Annotated in this window: 28 protein-coding genes; 8 read left to right on the top strand and 20 right to left on the bottom strand. The window is 43.6% G+C overall.

What is annotated here, in order from left to right; translation table 11 throughout:
• Window positions 1-5 precede the first annotated feature (5 nt).
• The 3 genes from IDJ75_RS11050 (at window position 6) to IDJ75_RS11060 (ending at window position 3,954) form a co-directional block, all read left to right on the top strand.
• Window positions 6-2,459 (top strand): S8 family peptidase, encoded by a 2,454-nt coding sequence (locus IDJ75_RS11050; RefSeq protein WP_191175679.1) that lies wholly within the window; start codon window positions 6-8, stop codon window positions 2,457-2,459.
• Between the two features lie 66 nt (window positions 2,460-2,525).
• A complete protein-coding gene (locus tag IDJ75_RS11055) occupies window positions 2,526-3,305 on the top strand; it encodes a DUF2971 domain-containing protein (protein ID WP_191175680.1) in 780 nt (259 codons plus the stop codon).
• A gap of 25 nt (window positions 3,306-3,330) precedes the next feature.
• The gene (locus IDJ75_RS11060) at window positions 3,331-3,954 is read left to right on the top strand and encodes an SEC-C metal-binding domain-containing protein (protein ID WP_191175681.1); all 624 of its coding nucleotides are present in this window, start codon (window positions 3,331-3,333) and stop codon (window positions 3,952-3,954) included.
• Between the two features lie 163 nt (window positions 3,955-4,117).
• Here IDJ75_RS11060 and IDJ75_RS11065 read toward each other — a convergent pair whose 3' ends face one another.
• Both IDJ75_RS11065 and IDJ75_RS11070 read right to left on the bottom strand, forming a co-directional pair.
• Window positions 4,118-4,852 carry a hypothetical protein gene (locus IDJ75_RS11065; protein WP_191175682.1) on the bottom strand — a complete coding sequence of 245 codons (735 nt, stop codon included), beginning with the start codon at window positions 4,850-4,852 and terminating at the stop codon, window positions 4,118-4,120.
• A gap of 294 nt (window positions 4,853-5,146) precedes the next feature.
• On the bottom strand, window positions 5,147-5,497 hold the full coding sequence (locus IDJ75_RS11070) for a LytR/AlgR family response regulator transcription factor (RefSeq protein WP_191175683.1): 351 nt from the start codon (window positions 5,495-5,497) through the stop codon (window positions 5,147-5,149).
• 286 nt (window positions 5,498-5,783) lie between these two features.
• On the opposite strand from IDJ75_RS11070, the gene IDJ75_RS11075 reads away from it, so the two are divergent.
• Entirely contained in the window at window positions 5,784-6,182 is a 399-nt protein-coding gene (locus IDJ75_RS11075) for a nuclear transport factor 2 family protein (protein WP_191175684.1), read from the top strand.
• Window positions 6,183-6,405: 223 nt separating this feature from the next.
• On the opposite strand, the gene IDJ75_RS11080 is transcribed toward IDJ75_RS11075, so the two are convergent.
• The 8 genes from IDJ75_RS11080 to IDJ75_RS11115 all read right to left on the bottom strand — a co-directional run bounded on the left by IDJ75_RS11080 (window position 6,406) and on the right by IDJ75_RS11115 (window position 11,621).
• On the bottom strand, window positions 6,406-7,005 hold the full coding sequence (locus tag IDJ75_RS11080) for a hypothetical protein (RefSeq protein ID WP_191175685.1): 600 nt from the start codon (window positions 7,003-7,005) through the stop codon (window positions 6,406-6,408).
• Between the two features lie 223 nt (window positions 7,006-7,228).
• The gene (locus IDJ75_RS11085) at window positions 7,229-7,522 is read right to left on the bottom strand and encodes a hypothetical protein (RefSeq protein WP_191175686.1); all 294 of its coding nucleotides are present in this window, start codon (window positions 7,520-7,522) and stop codon (window positions 7,229-7,231) included.
• A 34-nt stretch (window positions 7,523-7,556) separates the two neighbouring features.
• The gene (locus IDJ75_RS11090) at window positions 7,557-9,485 is read right to left on the bottom strand and encodes a hypothetical protein (protein WP_191175687.1); all 1,929 of its coding nucleotides are present in this window, start codon (window positions 9,483-9,485) and stop codon (window positions 7,557-7,559) included.
• Window positions 9,482-10,006: a Rieske (2Fe-2S) protein gene (locus IDJ75_RS11095; protein WP_191175688.1), complete on the bottom strand. Its 525-nt coding sequence runs from the start codon at window positions 10,004-10,006 to the stop codon at window positions 9,482-9,484. The genes IDJ75_RS11090 and IDJ75_RS11095 overlap by 4 nt, the downstream gene beginning before the upstream one ends.
• Window positions 10,007-10,040: 34 nt before the next feature.
• The gene (locus IDJ75_RS11100) at window positions 10,041-10,283 is read right to left on the bottom strand and encodes a hypothetical protein (protein WP_191175689.1); all 243 of its coding nucleotides are present in this window, start codon (window positions 10,281-10,283) and stop codon (window positions 10,041-10,043) included.
• A complete protein-coding gene (locus IDJ75_RS11105) occupies window positions 10,280-10,867 on the bottom strand; it encodes an alpha-ketoglutarate-dependent dioxygenase AlkB family protein (RefSeq protein ID WP_191175690.1) in 588 nt (195 codons plus the stop codon). The genes IDJ75_RS11100 and IDJ75_RS11105 overlap by 4 nt, the downstream gene beginning before the upstream one ends.
• A 2-nt stretch (window positions 10,868-10,869) precedes the next feature.
• Window positions 10,870-11,364, bottom strand: coding sequence for a helix-hairpin-helix domain-containing protein (locus IDJ75_RS11110; protein WP_191175691.1), 495 nt, complete (start codon window positions 11,362-11,364; stop codon window positions 10,870-10,872).
• Window positions 11,361-11,621 carry a hypothetical protein gene (locus IDJ75_RS11115; protein ID WP_191175692.1) on the bottom strand — a complete coding sequence of 87 codons (261 nt, stop codon included), beginning with the start codon at window positions 11,619-11,621 and terminating at the stop codon, window positions 11,361-11,363. Before IDJ75_RS11115 ends, IDJ75_RS11110 begins: the two co-directional genes overlap by 4 nt.
• A 170-nt stretch (window positions 11,622-11,791) precedes the next feature.
• Here IDJ75_RS11115 and IDJ75_RS11120 point away from each other — a divergent pair, with 170 nt between their 5' ends.
• From IDJ75_RS11120 to IDJ75_RS11135, 4 genes are read left to right on the top strand one after another with little or no spacing between them, the layout of a single operon-like run.
• Complete coding sequence (locus tag IDJ75_RS11120) at window positions 11,792-11,998, top strand: hypothetical protein (RefSeq protein ID WP_191175693.1); 207 nt, start codon at window positions 11,792-11,794, stop codon at window positions 11,996-11,998.
• 9 nt (window positions 11,999-12,007) lie between these two features.
• Window positions 12,008-12,736 (top strand): ImuA family protein, encoded by a 729-nt coding sequence (locus IDJ75_RS11125; RefSeq protein WP_191175694.1) that lies wholly within the window; start codon window positions 12,008-12,010, stop codon window positions 12,734-12,736.
• Window positions 12,729-14,231, top strand: a complete 1,503-nt coding sequence (locus tag IDJ75_RS11130) for a Y-family DNA polymerase (RefSeq protein ID WP_191175695.1) — start codon at window positions 12,729-12,731, stop codon at window positions 14,229-14,231. The genes IDJ75_RS11125 and IDJ75_RS11130 overlap by 8 nt, the downstream gene beginning before the upstream one ends.
• Window positions 14,228-17,449, top strand: a complete 3,222-nt coding sequence (locus IDJ75_RS11135; RefSeq protein WP_191175696.1) for an error-prone DNA polymerase — start codon at window positions 14,228-14,230, stop codon at window positions 17,447-17,449. Before IDJ75_RS11130 ends, IDJ75_RS11135 begins: the two co-directional genes overlap by 4 nt.
• 4 nt (window positions 17,450-17,453) lie before the next feature.
• On the opposite strand, the gene IDJ75_RS11140 is transcribed toward IDJ75_RS11135, so the two are convergent.
• The 10 genes from IDJ75_RS11140 to IDJ75_RS11185 form a co-directional block, all read right to left on the bottom strand.
• The gene (locus IDJ75_RS11140) at window positions 17,454-18,398 is read right to left on the bottom strand and encodes a hypothetical protein (protein ID WP_191175697.1); all 945 of its coding nucleotides are present in this window, start codon (window positions 18,396-18,398) and stop codon (window positions 17,454-17,456) included.
• A complete protein-coding gene (locus tag IDJ75_RS11145) occupies window positions 18,385-20,325 on the bottom strand; it encodes an AAA family ATPase (RefSeq protein WP_191175698.1) in 1,941 nt (646 codons plus the stop codon). The genes IDJ75_RS11140 and IDJ75_RS11145 overlap by 14 nt, the downstream gene beginning before the upstream one ends.
• 113 nt (window positions 20,326-20,438) lie before the next feature.
• Complete coding sequence (locus IDJ75_RS11150) at window positions 20,439-21,311, bottom strand: SOS response-associated peptidase (protein WP_191175699.1); 873 nt, start codon at window positions 21,309-21,311, stop codon at window positions 20,439-20,441.
• Window positions 21,312-21,314: 3 nt separating this feature from the next.
• On the bottom strand, window positions 21,315-21,560 hold the full coding sequence (locus IDJ75_RS11155; protein WP_191175700.1) for a hypothetical protein: 246 nt from the start codon (window positions 21,558-21,560) through the stop codon (window positions 21,315-21,317).
• A 23-nt stretch (window positions 21,561-21,583) separates the two neighbouring features.
• Window positions 21,584-22,378, bottom strand: a complete 795-nt coding sequence (locus tag IDJ75_RS11160; protein ID WP_191175701.1) for a DNA/RNA non-specific endonuclease — start codon at window positions 22,376-22,378, stop codon at window positions 21,584-21,586.
• 69 nt (window positions 22,379-22,447) lie between these two features.
• Entirely contained in the window at window positions 22,448-22,918 is a 471-nt protein-coding gene (locus IDJ75_RS11165; RefSeq protein WP_191175702.1) for a hypothetical protein, read from the bottom strand.
• A 173-nt stretch (window positions 22,919-23,091) separates the two neighbouring features.
• Complete coding sequence (locus tag IDJ75_RS11170) at window positions 23,092-23,322, bottom strand: hypothetical protein (RefSeq protein ID WP_191175703.1); 231 nt, start codon at window positions 23,320-23,322, stop codon at window positions 23,092-23,094.
• Between the two features lie 54 nt (window positions 23,323-23,376).
• Window positions 23,377-23,835, bottom strand: a complete 459-nt coding sequence (locus IDJ75_RS11175) for a PH domain-containing protein (RefSeq protein ID WP_191175704.1) — start codon at window positions 23,833-23,835, stop codon at window positions 23,377-23,379.
• Window positions 23,819-24,412, bottom strand: coding sequence for a hypothetical protein (locus tag IDJ75_RS11180; RefSeq protein ID WP_191175705.1), 594 nt, complete (start codon window positions 24,410-24,412; stop codon window positions 23,819-23,821). Before IDJ75_RS11180 ends, IDJ75_RS11175 begins: the two co-directional genes overlap by 17 nt.
• On the bottom strand, window positions 24,412-25,188 hold the full coding sequence (locus IDJ75_RS11185) for a DUF4099 domain-containing protein (RefSeq protein WP_191175706.1): 777 nt from the start codon (window positions 25,186-25,188) through the stop codon (window positions 24,412-24,414). The genes IDJ75_RS11180 and IDJ75_RS11185 overlap by 1 nt, the downstream gene beginning before the upstream one ends.
• Between the last annotated feature and the right edge of the window lies 1 nt (window position 25,189).

The raw sequence follows: 25,189 nt of genomic DNA on the forward strand, positions 1-25,189 counted from the left end.
AAAATATGCCTGAATTTTATCGCGATCACATTTTTTTAAATGAGAATACATTAGCCCTACCCTATACTTCGATAAATCAGGGACGCAGTATCGTTATTCCACGTACGAATATTGACCGTGTTGAGCAGGGCAACCGGGTAAGGGAAGAAGTTACCGCAGCAGTGGCGGCTTTCACCCAGGGCGCCCCGAATGATGACTTTGTTTATATTGTATTCAAATCTGTACCGGGCTTTTTTCTTGATCTTGAAAAATTCGACAAAGGCAACTTCAGGTTGGCTTCTTACCGCAAGACAAATAGCGACCCAGGTGACGAAACTTACGAAGCAACCGTCTATTTAAACCGTAAGGCAATAGGCCAATTCTTAACCAAAGTCGAGCAATATATTACACTGAACACAATTGGAGGCAATCCCCGTCATCAATCCCTTTTGGCGAATCTTGACCAAATTAGGGTAGCCACGCTGGAAAGTTTCTGGCAGGAGCCTGAGTTAGCTTTTCCAGCAAACGGTGAAGTGGTTTGGTGGGAGATTTGGTTAAACCGCGATCAAGAGAAGGCGGTTGAAGATCAGTTGGCCCCAGTTTTCGAGTTGCTAGAAGTGGCTGATATTCAAGTGGGGAGCAACCGTTGGCTGGCGTTTCCTGAGAATTTAGTCTTTTTAGTTAAAGGTACAGCCGAGCAACTGGGTGCAACTGTACTTTATACCGACCGGTTGGCCGAACTGCGTAAACCACGCGAAACAGCAGAGTATTTTACTTACCTGGATAAACCTGAACAGGCCGATTGGATTGCCGATTTGATCGGAAGGTTGGACTTGAGTAACCAGAATAGCGCGATAGCGCTATGTTTGTTGGATACCGGTATCAATATCGGTCATCCCTTGTTAAGCGGGGTCATCCCGCAAAATCACCTTGATGCGATTGAACCGCATTGGGACAGATTGGATACACATGCCCAAGGGCATGGTACGCCAATGGCCGGCCTTGCCGTTTATGGCGATTTGTCAGAAGTGCTGCCGTTCAACAATCCAGTTAGGATTTATCACCATATCGAAAGTATAAAGATCATAGAGCGCAACCAGCCCAATAACCCGGAATTGTATGGTGCTATTACTCAAGAAGCTGTAGCAAGGGCAGAGATCATTAACCCGGATTTTAAGCGAATAGTCTGTATGGCAGTTACCTCTGCCGACCTTGTTCACCTTGGTCAGCCATCATCCTGGTCTGCCGCTATCGATCAACTAAGTTTTGGCGCAATAGGAGAACCCAATGAAACCACTTTGTTTTTTATATCCGGTGGCAATCTGCCTTTATTAGCGAGGATAGATTTTCCGATAGCAAATGATACGGCTTCAATCGAAGACCCGGCGCAATCTTTTAATGCAGTAACTGTGGGTGCGTATACGATCAAAGATCAAATAGACCTTCAACAGTTTCCAAATGCTTTAGTTGTTGCCCAACACGGGGAAATGTCACCGTCTAATACGACTTCGATGTTATGGGTACAAGAATGGCCGCGTAAACCCGATATCGTTATGGAAGGTGGTAACCATGGCATCCATAATGGCTCTCTCATTGACCCGGACTCGCTGCAATTATTATCGACAGGCAAAGGGGGATTAGGCCGTCCTTGGTTTACCGCCTTTGGCGACACCAGCGCGGCTACAGCCCTTGCCAGTAAATTCGGCGCAGAACTTTATTATTATTATCCGCAATATTGGCCCGAAACCATTCGCGCTTTAATGGTTCACTCCGCTGACTGGACACCAGCAATGTTAGGAGGCCATCAAATACATGAACTTACGCCAACACAAAAATTGAAACTGTTGGCTACAGTTGGTTACGGTGTGCCCAATTTTCAACGGGCCAGGTATAGCGCCAGTAATTCCCTGTCGCTGATTATCCAGCGCAGTCTAAAACCTTATAAGTTTGAGGAGAGCCGAGTGAAAACTAACGATTTTCATATCATCGATCTGCCCTGGCCGGTAGAGGCCTTGCAGGATATGCTGGCGACACCTGTGCAACTAAAAGTTACCCTTTCCTATTTTATCGAACCTAATCCGGGCAACAAGCAATATGAAATGGCGTCCAGTTATCGCTCCCATGGGCTGCGTTTTAAAATGATTGATACGTATGAAAGCGACGAAGCATTTGCTGCCAGGATCAGTAAAGAATCAAGGGATGATGACTATCTGGCTGAAGGTGGGGAACATTGGATTTTAGGTAATCAAATCCGGGATAAAGGATCAGTTCATAAAGATATTTGGCATTCAACAGCGGCCGACCTGGCGACCAGGCGTAAAATAGCCGTTTATTCGGTTGGTGGATGGTGGAAGAACCGCAAGGCTTTGGCACGCTATGACCATTCCATACGTTACAGCTTAGTTGTAACCATTGATACGCCTGACAATGGCATAGATATCTATACGCCTGTATTAATTAGTATTGATATTGAACCTTAAATCACTTCTAACAGAATCTTACCCAATTGCTGAGATTACCGAAATTAAAAGGAATTTTCATTAATAATGATGACAGAGCTAAAAATTGATGATTTAAAGACCATATCCAGTCAAAATTTAAATGCGGCGTTAAATAATAAGATACTTTACAAATACGCCAGTTTCTCAACAGCATCAAAGTTTATCATAGACGAAAAGACGTTAAAATTTACGAGCCCTTTAGATTTTAACGATCCTTTTGATTGCAATGAGGATATTTTGAACGTGAATATCGATTCTGCTCGTTTAGAAGAGTACGCACAAAGCTCGGGCAGGGAATATAATCGTCGGCAGCGTAGGGAACTGATAAGAACAGCGAAAAAAAAATATTCTTACGCTGATGTCATGAAAGCGGAAAAGAAGAAATTTAAAATATGTTGTTTCTCCACAAAGAAAGATGATACACTTATGTGGTCGCACTATGGCGATATGCATAAAGGAATTTGTTGCGGATTCGAGTTGCCACTTATTTCCGACACTTATAGTTTATATCCTGTTAATTATATATCAAAAATTGAAAAACTTAATGGTCTTATCCCTACAAGTGATATATTCCATTACTGGTTAACGAGAAAATCCTCTTGTTGGGAGTATGAATCTGAAATACGAGCTATTGGCAGAGACTTGCCGGATAAAGTTAATTTTGAACCTGAGCAACTAAGAGAAATAGTTTTTGGTTGCAAGGTAAAGGATAGGGATATAGAAATGCAAATTAAAGCTGTAAAAAAGTCCCGTTATAAGTGGATAACCTTCAAAAAAATGCAAATTGACAAATCTACCTTCGGATTAAGAACCGTCAATTTATAATCAACTATAAGAAAAATAATTGCTCATGAAAGTTCCGGAAATGCCCAATGATTATGTGACTTTTCTAATCAATAAAATCGGTTTGACAGGCGAAGCAAAATATGTTGACGTTTTGGCGACTCCTTCTGGAGAAGAAAATGAGTGTTTTGAAAATGTAGGAAACAAGGTAGTTAGTGAAGGAGGGCAACGTATAATTGGCTGGCAAATTTGGGAAACTCCCTACATGATTGAGGCGGAATTACATGCTGTTTGGCTTACACCCTCAGGTGCCTTTTTTGATGTTACCCCAAGAAAACACTTGTTAAACAACATTTTATTTATTGCCGATCCTAATTTCAAATACGATGGTTTTCAGCGAGATAATATAAGAATCAATAAAACTGGCAATCTTTTAGTTGACGATTACATCAAATTAGCCATGGCAAAATTTATGCTAATGAATAAGGGTGAGAAAGCCCGTCAAACGGGCTTAGTATCATTTATAGGTTCTGACGCCAATAATTGGGCATCGATAAATAATCTAATGGTTGAAATCGAAAACATGTTGCAAAAGGGACAAACGAGAAATTCCGTCTGTTTTTGCTCTTCGGGGAAAAAATACAAACAGTGTCATGGACAGGATCTCTCTTTTAAACTTGAATTGATATAATCAAAAACTTATGAAATACGTTTGATATCGGTTGTCCGGCGTGATTTACGTCGTTAAGAAACATTATTAAATGTTAATATTCAAAATACTTACAATTAATCCTGGGCTGGAGTATTATACTTAAAGCTATACTAAAAAGTATAAACTGTCAGTAACGATTTAATTAATGCGCTTCATGCTCCTCAAAGGTTTTCAGTCCCAAAAGTTGGTCAATAGTAGTAAATAAGCAGGGTAACATCTCATTGCAATATCTTTCCAAATCTTCCTCGCTATTTGCTGTTGAACCATGAATGAACTTGCTACGAATCGTTGCTGTTGTGTTTTTATCTATCAACTTGGCGATTATTGGCAAATGAATATTTAAGTCATGTTGCAATTCGGCCATCATTACCGGTCGTAAGAGACGGTCCAAAAATGCCGAGGCTTGTGAAACTGACTCTTCTTCAGGGACTAAATCATTAATGCTAAATTTTATCTGCTCCAAGATTTCATTAAGTTGGTATTTGCCAGTAAGGTCATAAGCAAAAAAGGGGTCGATTTCTGAAAAATCACGTATGATGTCATTAATGTTTTGTTCCAGCCGTACAGTTTGTGGTTGATTAATTACCATTTTTTTTAGACCTGATGAAATCATTGTTTCAACTTTGTTTACTTCGTCATTTTGCATTTCGGGATAGCGAGAGGCAATTGCGGCCGTCATTCTTTCGACATATTTACCGCTTAACGTTTCAGCGCTTATGACTTTATCAACCCAATTTTTTAATTCAAGCATATTGTAAAGCAAACGCCTTAATCTTTTTCGTTCCTGTTTCTTTTCTTCTGATTTCACATTTAGCCGGCCAATGAACAAGCCGAGTAACCCTGCTACTACTGCGGTAAAAATTGGTATGTATATCATTCTGTAATTTAGGTTGGGTAATATAAGCAATACCCTTCGTTCAAGTCAGGAATTCAAAAGAAAATGGATTTTATTCTTCAGTTGCTGACTGGGCAGTGGGAAGGACCGGTTGAATAAATTTGTATTTTATATGGCGTAAAGCGTTTAATTCATGCCGCTTTAATATTGTCGGACGCTTGATTTTAGCAACAATTGTCAATCAGGTATATTGGAATGATTTTCTTTTTTGCCAGTAATCGAATTGTTCAGAGATGTGATGATGGGTGAGCTAATTTGCTCCGAATTGCAGCTTCGCTATTTATCATTTAGGCCTAACATAATTTTCTGAAACGTGCTAAACTCAAAGGGTTTCAGCAAAAATCCGGCAACATGCATCTTGTTAGCCTCCTGCCTGTATGATGAGTCTATTGTGTTAACCACAACCTTAATATGATCAGGTAATTGCTCGATAACATCGAAGCCGGATAAGTCAGGCATATTAATGTCAGTAAAAACAAGATCCACATTATTTAAATCATGGATTTCCGATAAAGCCAACTTTGCATTCAGGTTACTTCCGACAACATCAAAACCCTTTATTCGGCTTATGTAATCAGTTAGCAAACGGATAGCATGTGGTTCATCGTCTATGAGATAGCAATTCATATAGCTAAAGATAAAGAAATGCTGATTAAAACAGTAGCAGCGGTCTAATTCAATCCGTATATCCCAGCCTTATTTAATGCAATTTAGCGGGACAATAAGCCGTTAGTCTTGTGCGGAAATCAAAATATGATATCATTCCCCCCGCGATTTCGTTAATGAACGATATGTCGCATTTTAATTTGCTATTACTTAATTACTAAGCTGTTTATAATCAATTATTTGCGAGTTGGTTTAACAATTGATATAGGTTATAAGAAATTACCTCACTTTTATAATTAACTCGACAATGACAGATGAACAAAAAAACAAAGCGTTAGTGCTTGAAGCATTTGACGCTGCTTTTAACAAACGCGATGATAATGCCTATCAGCGTTACTGGTCGCCGGCTTATATCCAACATAGCGCGCACATTCCTCCGGGACGCGAAGGGCTAAGGAATCTAATCGTTCAATGTCCTCCAGATTTAAAGTATGAGCACAGCCTGATTATGGCAGAAGGTGACTTTGTGATGGTTCATGGACGTTTTTCAAATAACGGACTACCAAAAGCTTGGGTTACACTGGATATAGTTCGGGTTGAAAATGGGCTGCTTGCGGAACACTGGGACGTGATACAGGATGAGGCTAACGAGACGGAGTCGAAAAGTGGCCTTCCAATGTTTGGTAATGAATTTAGCCGAGTCTGATCGGATCTAATAAAAACATCAATCGATTAATGTCAGGGGAACTCATAGCAAATTCATGTTGTGAGTTCTTTTTACGCAATTTTTTTCCTTTAGCGATAGTTAAAGGAGGATACTACCACGTGGGAGGCCGTCCGATTTTATGCCTTCAGTATGATATGCCTTCGGTCGTTAAAAGGATAACTTAAATAGATATAGCACAATAAATTTAAATATGCGGAACTGACTAAAAAAGTGTCAGCTGCGTACTATCAATTTCGTATTTAGCAATACTTTTCAAAGTTCCCTGAATTATTGGTTGTTTGTAGTTGGAAGTATCAGAATGGCCTAACTTTTCGCTCATCAAATTCTTCAGTTCAGCTATACCAATTTTTACAGCATTTTCTCGACTTTTAAATTGTTTGCCGTAAACAGAAAGACCACAACCACCACCTGCGGTGCCAAAATTGTAGCTTAATGCATAAGTCCATACATTGGTAATTCCTTTGCCGATCTTCAATGTGCTATATTCACCATACTTTGCACAATTTCCGAATATTAACTCTTCCTGAAATAAAAACTCAGGCCTTTTAAACCAACCATACTGATCGAAAGAAATTTCGGTAAAACCGAATTCCAGTCCCTTGCGATAAGCATAAATGTTCATGATAATGCTTCTGAAACAATCGCCGAATTTATTGAACCAATTCAACAACGCTGCATCCCCTGCTATCGTCGCAGCAAGGATTTCGTCGAGAATTGCGGGTTCGTAATGGGTTAAGCGATGTTCGTCCCGGTAGTTGATGATCTGTTCTTTTGAATCTACATTTAAAATAAGCTTTTCCATATCATTATTTTTTATGCAGGAATAAAGCAGAAGGAATGAGCTGTCAGGGGCCACGGACAACCGTGGTTTATATACCCTTGACTGCTCAGGAAGTGCTTTACCTTAGCATGAAAAAATGATGATATGGCGATGCTTGAAGTATCGAAAAACAGAGTAAATACGGGGCGATTAAATAGATTCTCTGATAGGAATTGAGAATTGGATGTTTAAGGGTAGCATACGTTTAAGGTAAGCTGTTAATATAAGCGTTAATGCGAACTACGTCTTTATCTATGCGCTTTTTCGCGCTCTCATTATCGATCAGTGTCGAATGATTATCATACTGCGCTTTAAGCGTTAATGGTTCGTGCTCTCTACTGTAAAGATTCACTGTTCCGCTGAAATCAGACCCCTGCGCGGTAAACTCCAGAGAAATAACGGAGGTCATTGTAACTGGGGCTCCCAGGCTCACATACTTTACTTCTTCGGAGTTTAATAGCTGACTGTTAATTATTGAAATTACTTCGTTTCTGTTCATTGTTTTATTTAAAACGGTTAATGACCAATTTACTTTACCTGACTTCTGTGACAAGGGTATTATAATGCTTTTTTAAAATAGCATCATCTCTTAGTTTTAACATTATAAGGATAAACGTTCTAAGAAAATATAAATAGTCCTTTTCCTGCTGTTGTGCATCCCGATTATTTGTCCCGTGCAGATATTTGTTTCTTAAATCCTTTGAGTTGGTAAACTCTTTTTTATTGAGGTAGAAATTAAGATAGCTGACTTCTGCGGTGGTAAACAGCATTTTCGAAATTGATAAATAGCCTTCATCAATTAGTCGATCGACCTGCGCGCGGAAAGTGGAATGAAAGTGCCAGTAACTAATATTGCCGTTTTTTCGCAGTTTTCCTGCAACAATTACTTTCGGAATGTCTATAATTTCGATTTCCCCATCATCTTTTATATTGATGTCGCCAGCTTGCACTACTTGTTGCAAATAAGGCACCTGGTATTCTTCAAAATCTGATTGGTAAACTTTTCCTTCACGAAATCTTTGAATAAGAGGCTTTCGCTTATTTGAATCCCCACGGTTTGCGAGGATACTCATCTCATCAAAAAACCAATGTCCTATAATTCCTATTGATTCATGCGTTGAGAAAATATACTTTTTATCAAGTAAGCTTGGAATTTCACTATAATTTAACGGGCTGGAATCTATCTGTAGTAACTCATGATTAATGCTGCCATCAAGTACGAAGTTTTTGTATTGTTTTAAGAGGTATTCCATTTCCGGGGCCAAAAGCCTGATTTTGTCTGAGCTGCTTAAATTTGCATCCGGCATGTTAAATGTGAGTTCTTCAATGTTAAAATAATCTGTAAAGAAAGTTTTTAAAAAGCTTTCTAATAATGCCTCAATCGAACGGCCTTTTACTCGAAGGTAATCCCATAACACCCCAAGTTGTGCCAGGGATAGCATGTCTTTCTTTGTGAAGATAAACCCTTTTTGAAATTCATTTTTTGATTTCATGAAGATCTTCTCAAGGACGTCCATTTCTAAATCTTTATTGATCAGCGTTATAAATGCTTCCTCATCGGTGTACACAAACACGTCGTTAAAAACACTAAATAATTTGAGATCCGTTTCGATTGAATCGAAGAAACGTCCCCCGTAAACCGCTCTCGTGTGATTGTCATCGTTGGTGAAAACGACAGGCTCCTCCTGATTAGGATTCCAGGTTGCCGAAACAGACATTTTCATGGAATTTTCTTCCGTCAGTATTTTATCCGTAATGATTTTTGCAGTTTGCCTTGCCTTAAGCAATAGTTTTGGGGGCAGCTTTAGCTCTTTTGAGTTACGCGCTAATTCCACGTAGTTAAGATTTGGCTCGGGTGAGTCAAGGTAAGTGCTGATGATAGTTTGTTTATCCGCTTCAGTAAGGCTTTTCGGAAAAATGTAGTTACTTGGATCTGTTTGTTTTTCTTCATAGTGCGAGAGCAACAATTCTGCGCTTTCTTCGCACGATAGTAAAAATTGCCGAAGCTCAGTATTATAATAGTTTACCAGTTGTTTAAGCGGTAAGACGTAGCGGATGTGACGCGGGTGCGCTGCTAATATTTCTTCGAAAACAGCACGGTCGATCCTTTTATAGACCTCAAAATATTGAAATAGTTCCCAAAAGTTTTCCCTGTTGCTGAAATCCAATTGATCAACTTCATTAAGCAATTGTTCCTGAGGAAGGTTAAAGAGAAATGATCTAATTTGGTTAAGTGCAGCTTTAACAATTTTCAAAAAAACGGTTTTTTGCTCCGCTGTCCAGATTTCCAAAAAAAGATCGTGTTCGAAATACTGGTGAATATGATGGAATTCTAATAATGAATTCAGATCCATTGCAGCAAAATCGTGCTGAAGATTAAGAAGTTTCTCTGCCTGTACCAACATGGAGTGTCCGGCTAAATCAGGTTTGGAAAAAAAAGTTACCTGGTCAATCCTGCTCATATTTCAATAATTTTTAAAGTTTCCAAATCAGCAGTCAAATTATGGAGCGGGCATACTAATCTTCCATTGATTTCTATCATTTCGCTCCCGAAGTGGGGGCAACGTTTGCCTTCACATATTTTGCCCAAATAGCTTTGGTACCATACCTGGTAAAGCCCCAATTTTGCCTGCTGTTTTTCATTTGGATGCTCCGGAAAGCTAAGACCGGTAGTTGGGCAAATGCATTTTACTATGCGTGTTGTTATTTTTTTGAAAGTATAGTTATTCTTTTCATCTGGTACGATTACACAATTTGTAAACCCTTCTACAATACGAAAGTGTTGCCGCATGCGAGGGTCAATTTCAAAGCGGCCGTCGATGTGGTAATGCTTGTCGGGAAAACCAAATTGCACATCTGCGTGTAAATGATCGATTATGGGGATATAATAAACCCTTCTATCCGGCGGAAAAATAAGTTCCGCGCAAGGCACTTCGTAGGTTTCGCCCGTCGTATAGGTCCCTGATAGCGTGGTTTCAATCATATTACAAGATACGTAAATCAGAGAATTTACATAGTTACTCTGTAAGGCTTTTTAACTTTTTCGATATGATTTCGAGCAAACTCAGTTGTACTTCCTCACGCTGATTTGCGTCTGTTACCAAAACACGGTATCCGCCTTCTTCGTCCGGTTCAAAGTTAAAAGTCGTTTCATTGATAAGTACGGCAATACGGTGACTATATCCCCACCGTTCAAATCGCGCCTTGAACGCCTGTTCGATTCCCTTGTAAATTATCAATATTTCAAATGTTTCCGTCATATCACTAACCTGAAAGTAAGGTTTATCCGCGCGTGCATTGGCCTGGTGGATTTGGCGATACGGTGTTCCCAGTTTTCCTGCAGACCTGATTTCATTAAAAGAAATGAACCATGCTCCAATCTCACCGAATACTTCTCGTTATGATCCGCTTTACTACGAATGTCGAAACTTCGCACTTGCCCGAAACTTACAGAGGCAATAACCGGTTGGCTGCCCATGATGCTTTCTTTGTCACTGTGCCAGGCGACCGAATCATTCCCGTCGCGGTAATAATTAAGCAGGACACTATTGAACTTAATGCCGGCCAATGGTTCGACCTGTTCACGGATGGCCTGAAGCTCGTTTGTCCAGGCCAAGGTGCCGGCGATCTTTTCCGTTTCCCCATACCAGCAAGTCAGGCGTGGCGTCAGGTATTCTTTATCCCAAAGTTTTTGAGTGTTTTGTTTCCAGGGCGTGGTTTCAATAAAGTGCGATAGTAGACGATCACTTTCTGCCCGGCCGATCATCGAAGGGGTATACTCCAGTAAATGTTTGGGCAGGCCTTTGCTTTGACCTGCAGGTGCAAATAAGGTTAACTGTTCCATGTTTACGCTTCTTTATAAGCCTGCATTTTGGGGAAAGCCCCTGTTTCATACCAAGCGGTTTTGGGACGGTCGGCGGGAAAGCCGTGTTGCGCGCGGTAAGCTTTTCGCTCGGCTGTAAAGTTCCACCAGCGCTTGCTGTCATCTTTATGCTCGGTATAATTTACCAGCAGGCGGTAAGAATCCTCCACGCAAGGATCAGCCCAGCAGCCGCAATGCTTTTCAAAAGCGTCAAAAAGTTCGACCGCCGTTTTTCCCTTTAAATCATCGAGCGCATAATAACCCTGGGCAATCAGTTCTTTGGCGAAACCGATACCCAATGAAGGGATACTTTGAAACTCGGCCAGTGCCGCTAATTCCCTGGCGCGCTGCGCTGAAGCATGTAACATGGCCGCGATCTCGTCAGGCGCATATTCCTGTAACATCTTCAGGGTTACCTTCTGCTGCTTTAACACCTGTTTTTCTTCCGCGCTGAGGTCATAATCAATTTTCTTTTTCATAAGTCCTGTATCAGTTGATCCATTTCTTTCTGGTGCCCGGCGATAGAGCCGGCAATCTCTTCCTGTTCATAGACATTCAGGACTGTGCCATCATAGATCCAGTTATCATCCGCATCAAATAGAATGCGGCCGATATAGCGCTCTTGCATGGCGTCAAAAAGCCGGTAGCCTTCACCCGTGTCGGGCAAAATACGCACCCATCTTTCGGTACTTATTTGGGCTGTTTTTGGCTGCTCTTTAAACAACTTGCTTCTCATAAAAACAAAAGTGGGGAAAAAAATGTAAAAAAGTATGAAATATTGCTAAAAATATTAGCATAACTTTATAGTCCACAAATTTTGAAATGATGGTACCATTTAATTTAGAATTAACGATTGGAAATGAGCAGGTTACAGTCACCGTAGAACAACTCGAACGCTTCGCGGATGTGGACGGTTACACCCGTTATGACGTCCGGATGTCGGACAGGCGTGCTGTTATCCGTGTAAATGTAGTGGATGAATCGCCGGCAGTTTTAGCCTACGATGATACAGAAGTGTTTAGTGTGGATGAACTCAGGAAGATAGCTGAAGCGATCCTGCAATATAACCGGGAGGCCAAAGTGGTCTTCGCGCAATGCCTGTTAGATTTTTAAGTAATGGCCATGATAGCAGCAAAAGAAGATATTATAGGGAAGCTCCGTCAGGATATCCTGCGCTGGGAGGGTTTCCGGCCGCCCAAGCCCGGTGAGGGCGGCAGTTTTGATTTGGGGCCTGTAGAGGAAGCCTTTCCAAACGGCGTATTTCCGACGGGAGCCATCCACGAATTTATCAGCCTTTGCCCGGAAGATACGGCGGCATCCGCGGCTTTTATCGCGGGTCTGGTCAAAACGCTTTTGGGCCATGGCGGTGCCTGCTTATGGATCAGCTGGTCGCGGCGCATTTATCCGCCCGCGCTTAAACTGTTCGGGGTTGATCCGGATAGGGTGGTTTTTGTAGACGTCCCGCTGATGAAAGATGTGCTCTGGGTTGCCGAAGAAGCGCTGAAGTGTGAGGGCGTAGCAGCGGTGATCTGCGAGACCGCCCAGATGAGCTTTATGGAATCCCGGCGTTTGCAACTGGCCGTCGAGTGCAGCCATGTTACGGGATTTATTTTAAGAAAAGAAGCGCATAAGTTAACCACCACCGCCTGCGTTAGCCGCTGGAAGATCACCCACGCTCCGAGCCAACTGAAAAGGGGCATGCCCGGTGTCGGCTTCCCGCGCTGGCAGGTCGAGCTTTTAAAAGTCCGTAACGGGAACCCGGGTAAATGGACCGTGGAATGGTCAAAACGCCGTTTTAACCCGGTCATTATAAAAAAACAACAAATCAAGCATTTACGCCGGTATGCCTAAGCGTTTTGTATCCATATGGTTTCGACACTTGCTGACCGACTGGAAGACGATCCGTCAACCTTCGCTCAAGAACAAGGCTGTCGTATTTGCTGAACCCGATCACGGGCGGATGGTGGTGACGGCGAGCAACGCAATAGCCGAAAAGCATGGCGTCAGCGAGGGCATGGCACTGGCTGATGCCCGCATTATCGCGCGTGACCTACAGGTTTTTGACGGCAAGCCGGGGAGGAACCTCAAGTTATTAAAAGGCCTGGCCGAATGGTGCCTGCGTTATACCCCGCTGGTGGCGATGGACCCGCCCGCAGGCTTGCTGCTGGATGTGACCGGCTGTACGCACCTGCGGGGCGGCGAACTGGAATACCTCAAAGATATGACCGATAGGTTAAGGACATTGGGTTACGACGTCCGGCCCGGTATGGCTGATACCATCGGCTGTGCCTGGGGTGTGGCCCGCTGCGCGGAATCGGGCCTGATCGTACTGGCCGGTGCGCACCGCACGGCGCTGATGCCGTTGCCACCCTCTGCTTTACGCTTGCCAACCGATATGCTCATCAAGCTGCAGAACCTCGGCATGTACCGGATCAGCAGTTTTATCCATATGCCTAAATCCGTACTTCGCCGCAGGTTTGGCAAAGACATGGTGCTGCGCATGCTCCAGGCATTGGGTCAGGAAGAAGAGTTCCTGCTGCCGCTCAAAGAACCCGTACCCTACAGCGAAAGGCTGGCCTGTCTCGAACACGTTAAAACACGGCCTGCTATCGAGCATGCCGTTCAGACTTTGCTCGAGAACCTTTGTAAACGCCTTTATAGCGAAGGACTGGGCTTAAGGGCCGCGACCATGACCTATTACCGTATCGACGGTAAAAACGGATCAGTAAGCATCGGCACCAACCATCCGAGCCACCGGGTCGAACACTTATACAAACTTTTTAACCTGACCCTCGATAACGTCGCCCCCGGCATGGGCATCGAACTTTTTGAACTGGATACTACCCATACCGAACCGGTCAGCGACAAGCAAAGCGGGCTTTGGGCCGCCAAACCTGCTGCTGACAGCGAGGAGGTGGCCGAACTTTTGGATAGGGTGGCCGGAAAAATCGGTCATACCGCTATTCAGCGTTACCTGCCCGCTGAACATTTTTGGCCGGAACGAAGTGCTGCCCAAACTCGAAGCATAAAGAAAAAACCTGAATCGGACTGGCGGACAGACAAGCCGAGGCCGGTTCAGCTACTTGAACCGCCCGAGGCGATCGAAGCGACCGCTTTAACGCCCGATTACCCGCCGGTACTTTTTATATATAAAGGGACGAAACACGAAGTTAAAAAGGCGGACGGGCCAGAACGAATTGAGCGAGAGTGGTGGCTGGAACCGGGCGAGCACCGGGACTATTACATAGCGGAGGATCAGGACGGACGCCGTTACTGGATTTTCCGTTCAGGACATTATGATGGTCGGCAACAGGGGCATTGGTTTTTACACGGGTTTTTTGCATGAGTTACGTTGAGCTGCAGGTCACCAGTAATTTTACCTTCCGCAGGGGCGGCTCGCATCCAGAGGAACTGGTCGATATGGCGGCCGATCTTGGCTACAACGCCATCGGCATCACCGACCATAATACCTTCGCAGGTTTAGTGCGCGCTTACGTTGTAGCCAAAGACCGTGGCATTCGCCTGATCCCGGGTTGCCGGATCGATCTGCTCGACGGGCCCAGCTTACTGGCCTACCCGAAAGATAAAAAAGCTTATGCGCGTTTGTCCGCATTGTTAACCCTCGGGAACCTGCGCGCCGAAAAGGAAAAATGCTTTCTTTACAAAAAAGATGTCTACGGCCATGCAGAAGGTAGCTTTTTCATCATTGTTCCGCCAAATAAACTCAGCCAGGATTTTGAATTTGAATTCATCTTCGAGCAAAATGTCAAAGAATACAAAGCCAAACTGCCAAACCTCTACATGGCCGCGACCCGTTATTATACCGGCGATGATAATAAGCGATTGTTCCTTTTAAATGAACTCGGCGTCCCGCTCTGCGCGACCAACGATGTCTTTTATCATGAGCCGGGCAGGCGGGAACTGCAGGACGTTTTGACCTGCGTGCGCGAGAAGTGCACCATTTTCAATGCCGGCTATAAGTTGCATCAGAACGCCGAACGGCACCTTAAAACCAAAACGGAAATGGAGCGCCTATTCCGCCAATATCCCGAAGCGATCAGTAACGCCGCCCATGTCGCCAATTCCTGCAAGTTCGATCTGAAAAGCCTGAAGTATAAATACCCCAAAGAGCTGACCAGTGAGGGTAGAACACCTCAGGAACAGCTCGAATACCTCACCTGGAAAGGGGCGAAGGAATACTACGGCGACAACATCCCCGAAAAAGTACGCAAAGCCATCAAAGACGAACTGGAGATCATCGCCGATACCGATACGCCCAATTACTTTTTGACCGTCGAAGACTATGTCCGCTGGGCACGCGACCGGAATATCCTTTGCCAGGGCAGGGGATCAGCAGCGAACTCGGCTGTTTGCTTTGTACTTGGTATTACTGCTGTAGCGCCGGATAAATCCAACTTGCTGTTCGCCCGTTTCCTGTCCAAAGAACGGAACGAGCCGCCCGATATTGATGTCGACTTTGAACACGAGCGCCGGGAAGAGGTCATGCAATACGTCTACAACCGGTTTGGCCGCGATCGTGCAGCCATCCTGCCCACCGTCACCATGCTGCATTACAAAGGCGCGGTTCGCGATGTTGGCAGAGCAATGGGTCTATCCGTAGATGTGGTAAATAAGCTTTCAGAAGCCTTTGGCGATCTCACCGACGAGGAGATAACCGCCACCCAATTGCAGGCGCTTGGACTCAATCCCAAGGAACCCCATCTACTTAAGGTGGTGCAGTTAACTTCACAAATGATTGGCTTCCCGCGGCAGTTAGGACAGCATACCGGCGGCTTCGTAATAACCGATGGTAAGCTCAGCGACCTGTGCCCCATTTTCCATGCACGAATGCAGGACCGTACGAACATTGAGTGGAATAAAGATGATATCGACGCGCTTGGTTTTATGAAGGTGGATATCCTTGCTTTGGGTATGCTCACCTGTATCCGTAAGGCTTTCGATCTCGTGCAAAAACATTACGGCATCGGCCTGACGCTCGCTAATATTCCCCAGGATGATCCCAAGGTTTACGAGATGATTACGGCCGCCGATACACTGGGCGTTTTCCAGATCGAGAGCCGCGCGCAAATGTCAATGCTGCCAAGGATGAAGCCCGATTGCTTTTATGATTTGGTGATCGAGGTAGCAATCGTTCGGCCCGGACCGATACAGGGCGACATGGTACACCCCTATATCCGCAGGCGCAACGGCGAAGAACCGGTGGACTATCCATCGGAAGAGATCCGATCCATTCTCGAGCGCACGCTTGGTGTGCCTCTCTTCCAGGAGCAGGCAATGGAACTGGCGATTGTAGCTGCAGGTTTTACGCCAGGGGAAGCCGACTTGTTGAGGCGGAGCATGGCTACCTTTAAGTTTAACGGATTGGTCACCAAGTTTGAGCATAAGCTGATCAATGGAATGACTTCCCGCGGATATACAAAAGAATACGCACAGCGGATATTCAAGCAACTTGAAGGTTTTGGCAGTTATGGGTTTCCCGAAAGTCATGCCGCCAGTTTTGCTCTGCTGGTCTATGTTTCCTGTTGGCTCAAGTTTTATTACCCGGAAGTATTTGCCGCAGCGTTATTGAATAGCCAGCCAATGGGGTTTTACCAACCCGCACAGATTGTCCGCAATGCCCAGGAACACAGCGTGCAGGTTTTGCCAATTGATGTGAACCGCTCTTCCTGGAATAATACACTTGAAGAAAAAGGCGGGAAATACCGTGCATTGAGGCTTGGTTTGAGGCAGATCAAAGGCTTGCGCGAAGAAGAAATGGAAAAATTAATTCAGGGACGGCAAAATCATGAAGACGGGGAGTATACGGCGGCGAACCAAATGTGCGATGCCGGGGTCAGTGTAGCAACCCTTGAACGGCTTGCGGGCGCTGATGCTTTTCGCTCCATGTGCCTTGACCGAAGGCAGGCGTTATGGGAAGTCGCCGCATTGTATGACCGGCCTATCAAAGCATTTGAAGGTCAGCCATCTGAAAGCTTATTCGAGCCGCAAGTAGCGTTGCCGTTGCTTCGCCAATCAGAACACGTCGTGCAGGACTATGCCAGCATGGGCCTTTCAATTAAGGGCCACCCGGTTAGCTTCATTCGGCAAACGCTGGATTTGCTTCATGTTGTCACGGCAAAACAAGTCAATCAAACTGAGCATAAAACGATTATTAAAACCGCAGGACTAATCCTCATCCGCCAACGTCCGGGAACAGCTAAGGGGGTATGTTTTATTACGCTTGAGGATGAAACAGGGACAACCAATCTGGTGGTTTTTCCAAATCTTTTTGATAAATACCGTAAAGAAATCCTTCATTCCCGCCTCCTAATGGTAGAGGGCGTGGTTGAGCGCACGGAAGTTACTCATATTATCGTTAGGAGGATTTTTGACGCGACCAAACTTTTAGGTAACCTCACCGCCATCAGAAATGACCAGCAACCGGTACTGACCCTCTCACGCGCCGATGAAAAAGCGTCGCCTTTTGTTCCGATGGATAAACCCTTGCAAACCCGTCAACCTGCACCGGGGGATTATCTTGATAAGGGAAGAAATTTTAAGTAAAATTTTAAGGGATTTTAATCAGCCCTAAATCAGCCCCTATGTCCAGGTAAAGTTTCGAAAATGGACGTTTATGAAGATCTTCTTCGAGGGAAAAATTACCCAATATCATACGATCGATTTCCTCATCACTAAATTCAAAATCTTCAAAATCTTGCAGTATTTTGCGATATGTTTCTACATACTTCACCTTGCTTTTCAATATGAGCTCAAGCACATGATCGGAATGCTGCAGATAGAGTTTATCTAATTTAAAAATTGTCAAATGGCCATCCAATCTATACAAGAAATTAACTTCAACGCCATATTTATTCCCTAAAGGATTTACAACACTAATGTTTTTGATTTTGTAGCTGAATTTGAAATCACTGTGCTTTAATAAATATGGGTTTACCAAGTCAAATTTAATTGGGTCATTTTGATCCTTAGCTCCGAAACCATTGCAAGTTTGACAGCTTGGAATTAGGTTGTAGTAAGATACGGCGAAAATTGGGTATTTGCTGGTTGGGTAAAAATGGTCGATTTGTGGTTTAATAGCTCCCTGTTCCGACAGATAATAGATATAATTTCTATTGCAATAAGGGCAAGTATCCACATTAACTCTTTTGATTAATTTAAGCTTATCCATGTTTTTATATGCATGAGCTAAAAAAAGATTTCTGAGAATGAGATTAGCGGGGGAATTATTTACAAAGAACGTGTTATTGCCTTGTTTTAACGCCTCATAGATCCCTCGTAGTGCCTCCGGTTTTGCAGTAACCAATTGAGTTATTTGATTTGGATCATTTTCTAAGCTCTGTATATATGCTTTTAGCTTACCCGTAGCGTAATACTTTTTTTGTTTATGCGTAATGCCGTTCTTTAAAATTCCGGGAATTCGATTCAAAATCAACTGACGTACATCTGCTAAGTGCAAAAGGCATTCGGCGTCGTTATAATTAAGCTTGATCATAACCTAACCGTTTTAATTCATTTTTAAGTTCTTCAATTCTTTTTTGTTTATCATATTTCTGAAAAAACATCTCCATTAGCTTCTCCCTTAGAAAAGGCTCACTTATTAAGTTGATTATCATCAGTAAATCCTTTTCCGTGTAATAGTCAGCCAATGAATTATTATTTAACTGATTGATTACCCGCTGAATTTTATTTTGTGCGAACTCGCCCATCGCACCCTTAGATAAGAAAAAGTTTTTTGCAAGCAAATCGTGGATATTTGCACCGAATGTTTTCAGGCTTTTTATTTCTTTTATGGGCTGACCATGGTCATCTAAAAACAAAATATTCTCATTTGGTATGTCTGATAGTATAAATGGGGAGTGGGTAACAAAACATAAGTTTATACCTAAGATCCTTTTGATATTCAAACCGGATAGGCTGTTTATAATTCTACTGACATACTCCCTTTGCATTTCCGGATGAAAATAGAGTTCAACCTCTTCTAAAATTACGTTTACGTATTTATAACTCGACCTCCGTTTTGTTGGTGTGATCGATTCAAGATTGATGAGGTGATATAATACTGTACTTACAGAATAGATTAATTGCTTTTCTCCCGAACTTAATTTTCGGAATGAGATTACCTTGTTCGGCGGTTCTTTTAATTCGAGCATTATCTCCGTATCGAATATTGGTGGCGGGATATACAAAACAGTATCAATATAACGCCTTTTATGATCTTTCCTCAAGTTTAACATAATCTTAGACAGACGGTCTATTGAAATTTCCTGAGTTTCAAGGGGAATATGCTCGAACCGCAGGAAGTTTAATGTTTGTTTAAGCTTAAAAGTTATGTGGCTATCGTCAGCAATAAGGCGAGCTATAAAATCCCCAATGGTACTCGAGTAAAATTGTGTCGCATACCTATCCAAGAATTCATAGTAATCGGCATATTTCACACAGATGCTGACTAATTTATAAATGATGTAATCAAGGGCTATTTTATACTTCTCTCTATTTAATCTATGGTAGTTAAATAGGTAGGTTTTATTAAGCATTTCAAGAAGTAATTCACGCTGCGGTTCGAATGAGCTTATACGGACTTCTTCGGTAATATCATTATCCTTATATTCATTTTTGTAAATAGTTTGTTTTTCTTTACTTGGCTTAAGGGATAGTTTAAGGCTGTGCGCCCGGTGTTTTGATGTCAGATCCCGATAGCTAAAATCGTTATTTTGAAAAGGGGAAATTAAATTTGAGATTAATCGCGCCCGTACAAGGACGTTCTCCGAATTAATATCAATATTTCCGTTTGTTCTTAATGGATTTATCACTAAAGGTGTCTGATAGCCATCATTTTTATGAAATAGTCCATCTAGCCAGTTTATTTCATCTTCAAAATCATCAACATTGTAAGCATAATGGGAATAGTTTACTGCAATGTTGTAAAAGAAATCTTGTAATTGAACCGGCGTCCCTTTACCACGTTTAATCCTGCCGTTTATATAATAGGGGTGAAGCCGACAGTTTCCATCATTGATGCTAACTTTGTAAAAGCTATTTGTTTGGAAGTATATGGCAATATTTAAGCCTTTGATTGTTTCCAACCCGTCATAGTCATTAACAGTTTGTTGGGCAATGTTATTTATGGCCCGAAAAAGTAATTCAATTAACGTGCTTTTGCCGGAGCCGTTTTTTCCTACAATGGCGGAGATATTCAGAACGGTTTGGTTATTTTTCTTACGGCCATCGTCGTAAAAGCGGTCAGGAACCAGGTTCTCGACAGAAATACTATCGTTTTTCCTATCAATTGAGTAGTTGTTGTAGAAGTGATAGATTTCATTTTCGGATAGAATCTTCGTGTATTTTTCATCACAACCGGGCAAAATACGGATAGCAATTAATTTAAAACCGCTATGGGAAAAATCCACTAATTGATTCATGTGATAAAGTTTTGTCCCTAAATGTATGAAAATAAATATCGAACACCTGTGGCGTCCAACCGCAGGTGTTTATCGATACCGGTCAAAACTTTACGATGTAATTAAAATAGTGGTTAAAATAATGAAATTTGTTGTTCACCTTGCGTATTGGAAGGGTTATCTATGGATAATTCTAACGCGGGCAAATCTGCATAGGTAAACGGCTCGGTCGGGTCGAGCAAAGCCTGGAATTCTTTGGTGATGGTGCAAGCCGACATCAACTCTGTCGGGTATTGTGTGCTGGCAATTTCCTGAATCCGTTCATCGCTTAAACTATCAGACATCATCCATTCCCAGGCAAGATCATCGTTGAGAATGGTGGGCATACGCTCTTTAGAGTTATGCACCTGCTTCATTAAGTGATTTGCATTGGTGGTCGTGATGGCCAAAGTGTTTACATGCTCACCTGTTTCTTTATCGGTCCAGGGCTGCCAGATACCGGCCATAAAGAAGTAGTCATGTTCAGGTAGATTAATGTAATATGGGTATTTATCAGGCGTCTTCAAATTTTCACCTGTCTTTTTATGCTTACGGTAAATGTGTTGCCATTCAAAAAATCCGGTGGATAAAAGCAGGCAGCGACGTTCCCTGGCGGCTTCGGCAAACATGGATGTTTTGCCCCATTCATTAATAAATAGATTTTCATGTTTCGCATTCAGGGTTGTGTAGCCGGTTTTCCACTTACCGGTTTTTTCGTCTTTGTAGCCATTCCGGAAACGTAATACTTCTTCCCTGTTTTTTACATGAGGTGGTAGCAAGCCCCATTCCATCTGAACGATATCAAAGTTTGTGCGATCTTCGGTTGGGATTAAGACGGCAACAGGTGTTCCGTTAAAGCCGTTGATCACACCTTTATCCAAAAACGAGAACTTGCTGACCGCTTTTTCAAGCGATTTCAGCCTGATATATTCTGCCCTTGTAACCTTTTGTCCGTTGTAATAACACATATACTATTTTCTTTTACTTCTTATATATGCGGCAATTAGCTTGCCAGTTTCTTCCGCTTCCTTTTGACGCCCCTGCGGGATTGATGTCCAGAACTTTTTCTCCCGCCTGTCTTCCGCAATCGTGCTTGTTAATGCTTTCCTCCCGTCGCTGAACTGGATATAAAATACTCGTTTTTCCTGGATCTCGGCTTCTGTAACCTTTGTTGTGCCGTAATAGTCTATTTCAAAAGGCGGCTCAATCTCCCTCATTTTTTAAAGTTATGATTTTAGCTTCATTTATTAAAGATCAAGGTAGGATCATATCCGATATTTTGAATGAGCTGGTCAAAGCTTACTTCTCTTGATTTCAGAATGGCCCGTTTTTCATCGGCCAGGTTCGGCATCCAGTAACACAGGCGTATGGTGCCGCCGACTGATCCGTCATAATATTGGATAATTTTATAATAGTACGATGGAACGGTATTACTTATCGTGCCTTTAGTATACACTTGCTGACTGCCGGACGTACCGCACCAGATCAGTACGCTGTCCGTAACGGCATCCGTTTTATACCCTGTCAATTTCCTGCATAATTCTTCAGTGGCCAATTCCGTACCGATATTTTGGCCCTGGAACTCCATGGCGGCATTGAAGGTGTAAGTGTCTGAGAGGATCGCGGCATCGGCGGACCAGGCGAGCAGGATCCACGGCTGGCAATGGCCTTTGGCTATCATTTCTGAAGAATTGGGTTTGCCGATCAGGCGGTTGGCTTCCCTGTAAACTTTTGTTTCGTCGGGCTGGCCATAGGCGGCATGCCAAGCAGCGTAAACGCCCGACCTTGGCAGATCAAGCGCTTCCTGCTCCAGGCGGTGCGCTTTGGTATAAATATAGAATGTCAGTACGGGGGTATGGTGCAGGGTATCCGCAATGGACTTGAAAAAAGGGTTTACCCACAATTTGCAGGAAGCGCAATGATCTGATTTCTGCGTAGGATATTTTTTATAGAGTGCTTTTACATATGCGGTATTAGGTACCTGGGCACTTAGGAAGAGAGGAGTAAGGAATAGTAAGGTAATTAAGCGCTTCATCAGGGAAATTAATATCCTAATGTAATAAATTGTAAACCAATTACTCGCTGTCTTTGAATAGTCTCGGATCTAACGCCGTTGGGAGCGGCTGTTTTGTTGTTTGGCAATATTCTCTTCGATGAATGCCGGAAGGAAAGTTTCCGCTAAGGGAGTAATTCCAGCCTTGATATATTGCCGGATAGGATGTTCCTGAAGGAACTCTTCGTCGTTAAACCCGACCTTTCGGGCGGCAGCAACCGGGTCGAGTATCAGCTCTGGCGGCAGGGCTACGAGAACCACGTGTTCAGGAACCTCGGTTATTTCATCTTTCAGTTCCCATGGGGTATGCTCCTTTGTGTGGTAAAAAAACAGACGGTCATCGCTGTCAGGTGCTGTTTCCATATCAGAGATATCTATCCGGTTCCATGGCGCTTGTGTTTCGCGGAGCTCATCTAAGCGTATGTCAATGGTAAAGTCAGTTCCGTTGATATCGATGTGCGGGAGCTTGCCGGCAAGCCGCCAGGCGATTAACTCCACTTGTGAAAGTTGTTGTTGTTCCATGATGAAAGTTGGAGAGTAAAAGAGGGCAAGCTGACGTTGCCCGGTGGGGTAAAGGCCGGTAAAAAAAAATCCCCTGAGCAATCGCTGCCAGGGGATTTTAACCTAAACCTTATCACAAATGCGGGCGGGTTGCCCACAGAATTAGTATAACGTTAAATATGTTAATTTAATATTCAGCGGCGCAGCGAACCGCGTGTTTTTGAGCGCATATAGTCGTTAAACAACCGCTCCTGAAACCGTTTCGCCGCGTCCTTTTTTGATCTCCTGCTGTAACCCCATAGAAAAAGCGCCCAAATCCCGAATGCGACTGCAAAAAGCGGGAAGGGATTTTTCGCACCCAGCGCGCCAAAGAACGCGAAGGTGGAGATGAAGCAGGTAGCGATAAAATAAGCTGTCGTTTTCATAGTTGATTAATACTTAAATTTACTAAACGCTTTAGTATAATGCAAGCATTTGCGTTAATTTATTTCGTAAATATTGTTGTTTTTGCGCGCTTCCTGCACGTGTTCCCTAATGATTTCGATAAGGTCGGATTCCGGTATGCCAAATAAAACCAATACCGGATTTTCAGCGTCCGTGCTTTTCAGGATGACGTTCATCAGCCCTATCATTTGCAGTAGTAACGGGCGGGTGACTACGTAATCTTTGATACGGTACATCTCTAAAAAATCCGTCCGTTTAAAAAAAATCCCCTGACCGCTTTTTATTTCCGAAGGCGTTATCAGGTAGGAAAAGCTGCGGATATACAATAGCCTGTACCATGCACAGCCGAGCACACCGAAACTGAAGAACATGAAGTATGGCGACAAGTACCACGCCAGCAAAAGAAAGATAAGTGCCAATAATACAAGCGGCAGTATTTTCAGGAAGGCGAATCCGATTGCCGGCCTGAGCAGGATTTCATTGTTGTTGATCATAAATTAATTGGTCTAAAAATGTGTTATGGCCGGCTGGTTTCCGTGTGCGGATACCCGTCCTGATCCCTGCGGCTTTTTCAAAAGCGTTCAGGCTGACGACTTCCGGCAGGAACCCAAGTGCCAGTTGGCCGAGATGTAGATGTACCTTTCCCCGTTGCCAGGCTGCCCGGACTGCTTTCTTCCTGATGCCCGATGCCACGATGATGTCGGTTAATTTGCCGGGCAGGTCGTTACTGAAGACGAGTGTTATTTTTCTTTTTTGACAGTAGGCGCTTATCCATTGGATCTGCCGCGGGTGCGGCAGGTTACCGATGGCAATAAAGGACATGACGGCGTTTGGGGGATGTCGCCATGCGTTTAGCGTCATATAGGCGACAGCCTCCATCGCGCTGGAGGTTATGATGAGTTCTGTCGCCGGGTAGCTGCCTGCCATCCACAGATCCGGGGTGGTCGGGACACGGTGAAACCCCTCGCCAAATAATTCTTGTTCATCACCAAAATCAAAGCAAAGATCAGCAGTGCCGAAGTAAGCTTGCAGTTCCGGAGGGACGCCGAGCTTTGACAGATGGCTATCCATTAACGGGAAGTACGGCCCCTTCCCTGAAATTGAATATGCTCATTATTGACCACAGGCCGATCATTCTCGAGGTCTGTTACAGCATTATGATAACCCGGGCTTAAAAAAGCTGCTTCGTCCGGATCGTGCTCTTGCCCGAAAGCTGCATGCAGTCCGCGATAAAGCATATAGGATAGGCCGCCATCGATCAGTATAGAAGCCACAAGGGCCAGGCGGTTTGACTGAATCCCGTTTACATCCGTTCCTGAATAATTGAGTATGGTGCCGTCCGCCAGTTTAACCTCCTTACCCTTCCTGTAAGCTTCCTTTTGAGCGGGGGTAAGAAATTCGCTGTTCACCATATCCGGCACCAATATCTTCTCGGTGTCCGAGACAATGAATTCCCTTGTTTCGGGATCGTATTCGACCAATAATTCCTGCGGGTTTCCTTTACCGTCTTTCGTCACTTTCAGCAGGCTGGCCACTTCTCCCTTTTCCAGCTGCCGGGCTTCGTTGACGTCAAGAAAATCAGGTGTTGCCGGTTTACGGTAGATAGGATGTATCAGGAGTTCGGTTTTGCCCTGTTCGTTTCTGCGAAGGGAAACCTTCGCGTCGATCGATTTAACCTTGATATTTTCTGTCTCCAAATTTTCGAGGTGGATCAATTCTGTCCTCCGACCTGAAAGCAGCGCTTTCAGGTCGGTTACATTCAGTAGGAGTTGGCCCCTTGAGGCGAGGCCTATGGTTTCCAATTCTTTCATTGGAAGCTCATGTTCTTTGAAGTTGATCAGGTTCATC

Origin of the sequence: Mucilaginibacter rigui (genome assembly GCF_014773275.1) — a bacterium.
Taxonomy (GTDB): domain Bacteria; phylum Bacteroidota; class Bacteroidia; order Sphingobacteriales; family Sphingobacteriaceae; genus Mucilaginibacter; species Mucilaginibacter rigui_A.

Excerpts from the sequence above, each read along its gene's own strand:
- IDJ75_RS11050 (WP_191175679.1), top strand. The coding sequence starts at position 6 with ATGCCTGAATTTTATCGCGATCACATTTTTTTAAATGAGAATACATTA.
- IDJ75_RS11055 (WP_191175680.1), top strand. The coding sequence starts at position 2,526 with ATGATGACAGAGCTAAAAATTGATGATTTAAAGACCATATCCAGTCAA.
- IDJ75_RS11060 (WP_191175681.1), top strand. The coding sequence starts at position 3,331 with ATGAAAGTTCCGGAAATGCCCAATGATTATGTGACTTTTCTAATCAAT.
- IDJ75_RS11065 (WP_191175682.1), bottom strand. The coding sequence starts at position 4,852 with ATGATATACATACCAATTTTTACCGCAGTAGTAGCAGGGTTACTCGGC.
- IDJ75_RS11070 (WP_191175683.1), bottom strand. The coding sequence starts at position 5,497 with ATGAATTGCTATCTCATAGACGATGAACCACATGCTATCCGTTTGCTA.
- IDJ75_RS11075 (WP_191175684.1), top strand. The coding sequence starts at position 5,784 with ATGACAGATGAACAAAAAAACAAAGCGTTAGTGCTTGAAGCATTTGAC.
- IDJ75_RS11080 (WP_191175685.1), bottom strand. The coding sequence starts at position 7,005 with ATGGAAAAGCTTATTTTAAATGTAGATTCAAAAGAACAGATCATCAAC.
- IDJ75_RS11085 (WP_191175686.1), bottom strand. The coding sequence starts at position 7,522 with ATGAACAGAAACGAAGTAATTTCAATAATTAACAGTCAGCTATTAAAC.
- IDJ75_RS11090 (WP_191175687.1), bottom strand. The coding sequence starts at position 9,485 with ATGAGCAGGATTGACCAGGTAACTTTTTTTTCCAAACCTGATTTAGCC.
- IDJ75_RS11095 (WP_191175688.1), bottom strand. The coding sequence starts at position 10,006 with ATGATTGAAACCACGCTATCAGGGACCTATACGACGGGCGAAACCTAC.
- IDJ75_RS11100 (WP_191175689.1), bottom strand. The coding sequence starts at position 10,283 with ATGACGGAAACATTTGAAATATTGATAATTTACAAGGGAATCGAACAG.
- IDJ75_RS11105 (WP_191175690.1), bottom strand. The coding sequence starts at position 10,867 with ATGGAACAGTTAACCTTATTTGCACCTGCAGGTCAAAGCAAAGGCCTG.
- IDJ75_RS11110 (WP_191175691.1), bottom strand. The coding sequence starts at position 11,364 with ATGAAAAAGAAAATTGATTATGACCTCAGCGCGGAAGAAAAACAGGTG.
- IDJ75_RS11115 (WP_191175692.1), bottom strand. The coding sequence starts at position 11,621 with ATGAGAAGCAAGTTGTTTAAAGAGCAGCCAAAAACAGCCCAAATAAGT.
- IDJ75_RS11125 (WP_191175694.1), top strand. The coding sequence starts at position 12,008 with ATGATAGCAGCAAAAGAAGATATTATAGGGAAGCTCCGTCAGGATATC.
- IDJ75_RS11130 (WP_191175695.1), top strand. The coding sequence starts at position 12,729 with ATGCCTAAGCGTTTTGTATCCATATGGTTTCGACACTTGCTGACCGAC.
- IDJ75_RS11135 (WP_191175696.1), top strand. The coding sequence starts at position 14,228 with ATGAGTTACGTTGAGCTGCAGGTCACCAGTAATTTTACCTTCCGCAGG.
- IDJ75_RS11140 (WP_191175697.1), bottom strand. The coding sequence starts at position 18,398 with ATGATCAAGCTTAATTATAACGACGCCGAATGCCTTTTGCACTTAGCA.
- IDJ75_RS11145 (WP_191175698.1), bottom strand. The coding sequence starts at position 20,325 with ATGAATCAATTAGTGGATTTTTCCCATAGCGGTTTTAAATTAATTGCT.
- IDJ75_RS11150 (WP_191175699.1), bottom strand. The coding sequence starts at position 21,311 with ATGTGTTATTACAACGGACAAAAGGTTACAAGGGCAGAATATATCAGG.
- IDJ75_RS11155 (WP_191175700.1), bottom strand. The coding sequence starts at position 21,560 with ATGAGGGAGATTGAGCCGCCTTTTGAAATAGACTATTACGGCACAACA.
- IDJ75_RS11160 (WP_191175701.1), bottom strand. The coding sequence starts at position 22,378 with ATGAAGCGCTTAATTACCTTACTATTCCTTACTCCTCTCTTCCTAAGT.
- IDJ75_RS11165 (WP_191175702.1), bottom strand. The coding sequence starts at position 22,918 with ATGGAACAACAACAACTTTCACAAGTGGAGTTAATCGCCTGGCGGCTT.
- IDJ75_RS11170 (WP_191175703.1), bottom strand. The coding sequence starts at position 23,322 with ATGAAAACGACAGCTTATTTTATCGCTACCTGCTTCATCTCCACCTTC.
- IDJ75_RS11175 (WP_191175704.1), bottom strand. The coding sequence starts at position 23,835 with ATGATCAACAACAATGAAATCCTGCTCAGGCCGGCAATCGGATTCGCC.
- IDJ75_RS11180 (WP_191175705.1), bottom strand. The coding sequence starts at position 24,412 with ATGGATAGCCATCTGTCAAAGCTCGGCGTCCCTCCGGAACTGCAAGCT.
- IDJ75_RS11185 (WP_191175706.1), bottom strand. The coding sequence starts at position 25,188 with ATGAACCTGATCAACTTCAAAGAACATGAGCTTCCAATGAAAGAATTG.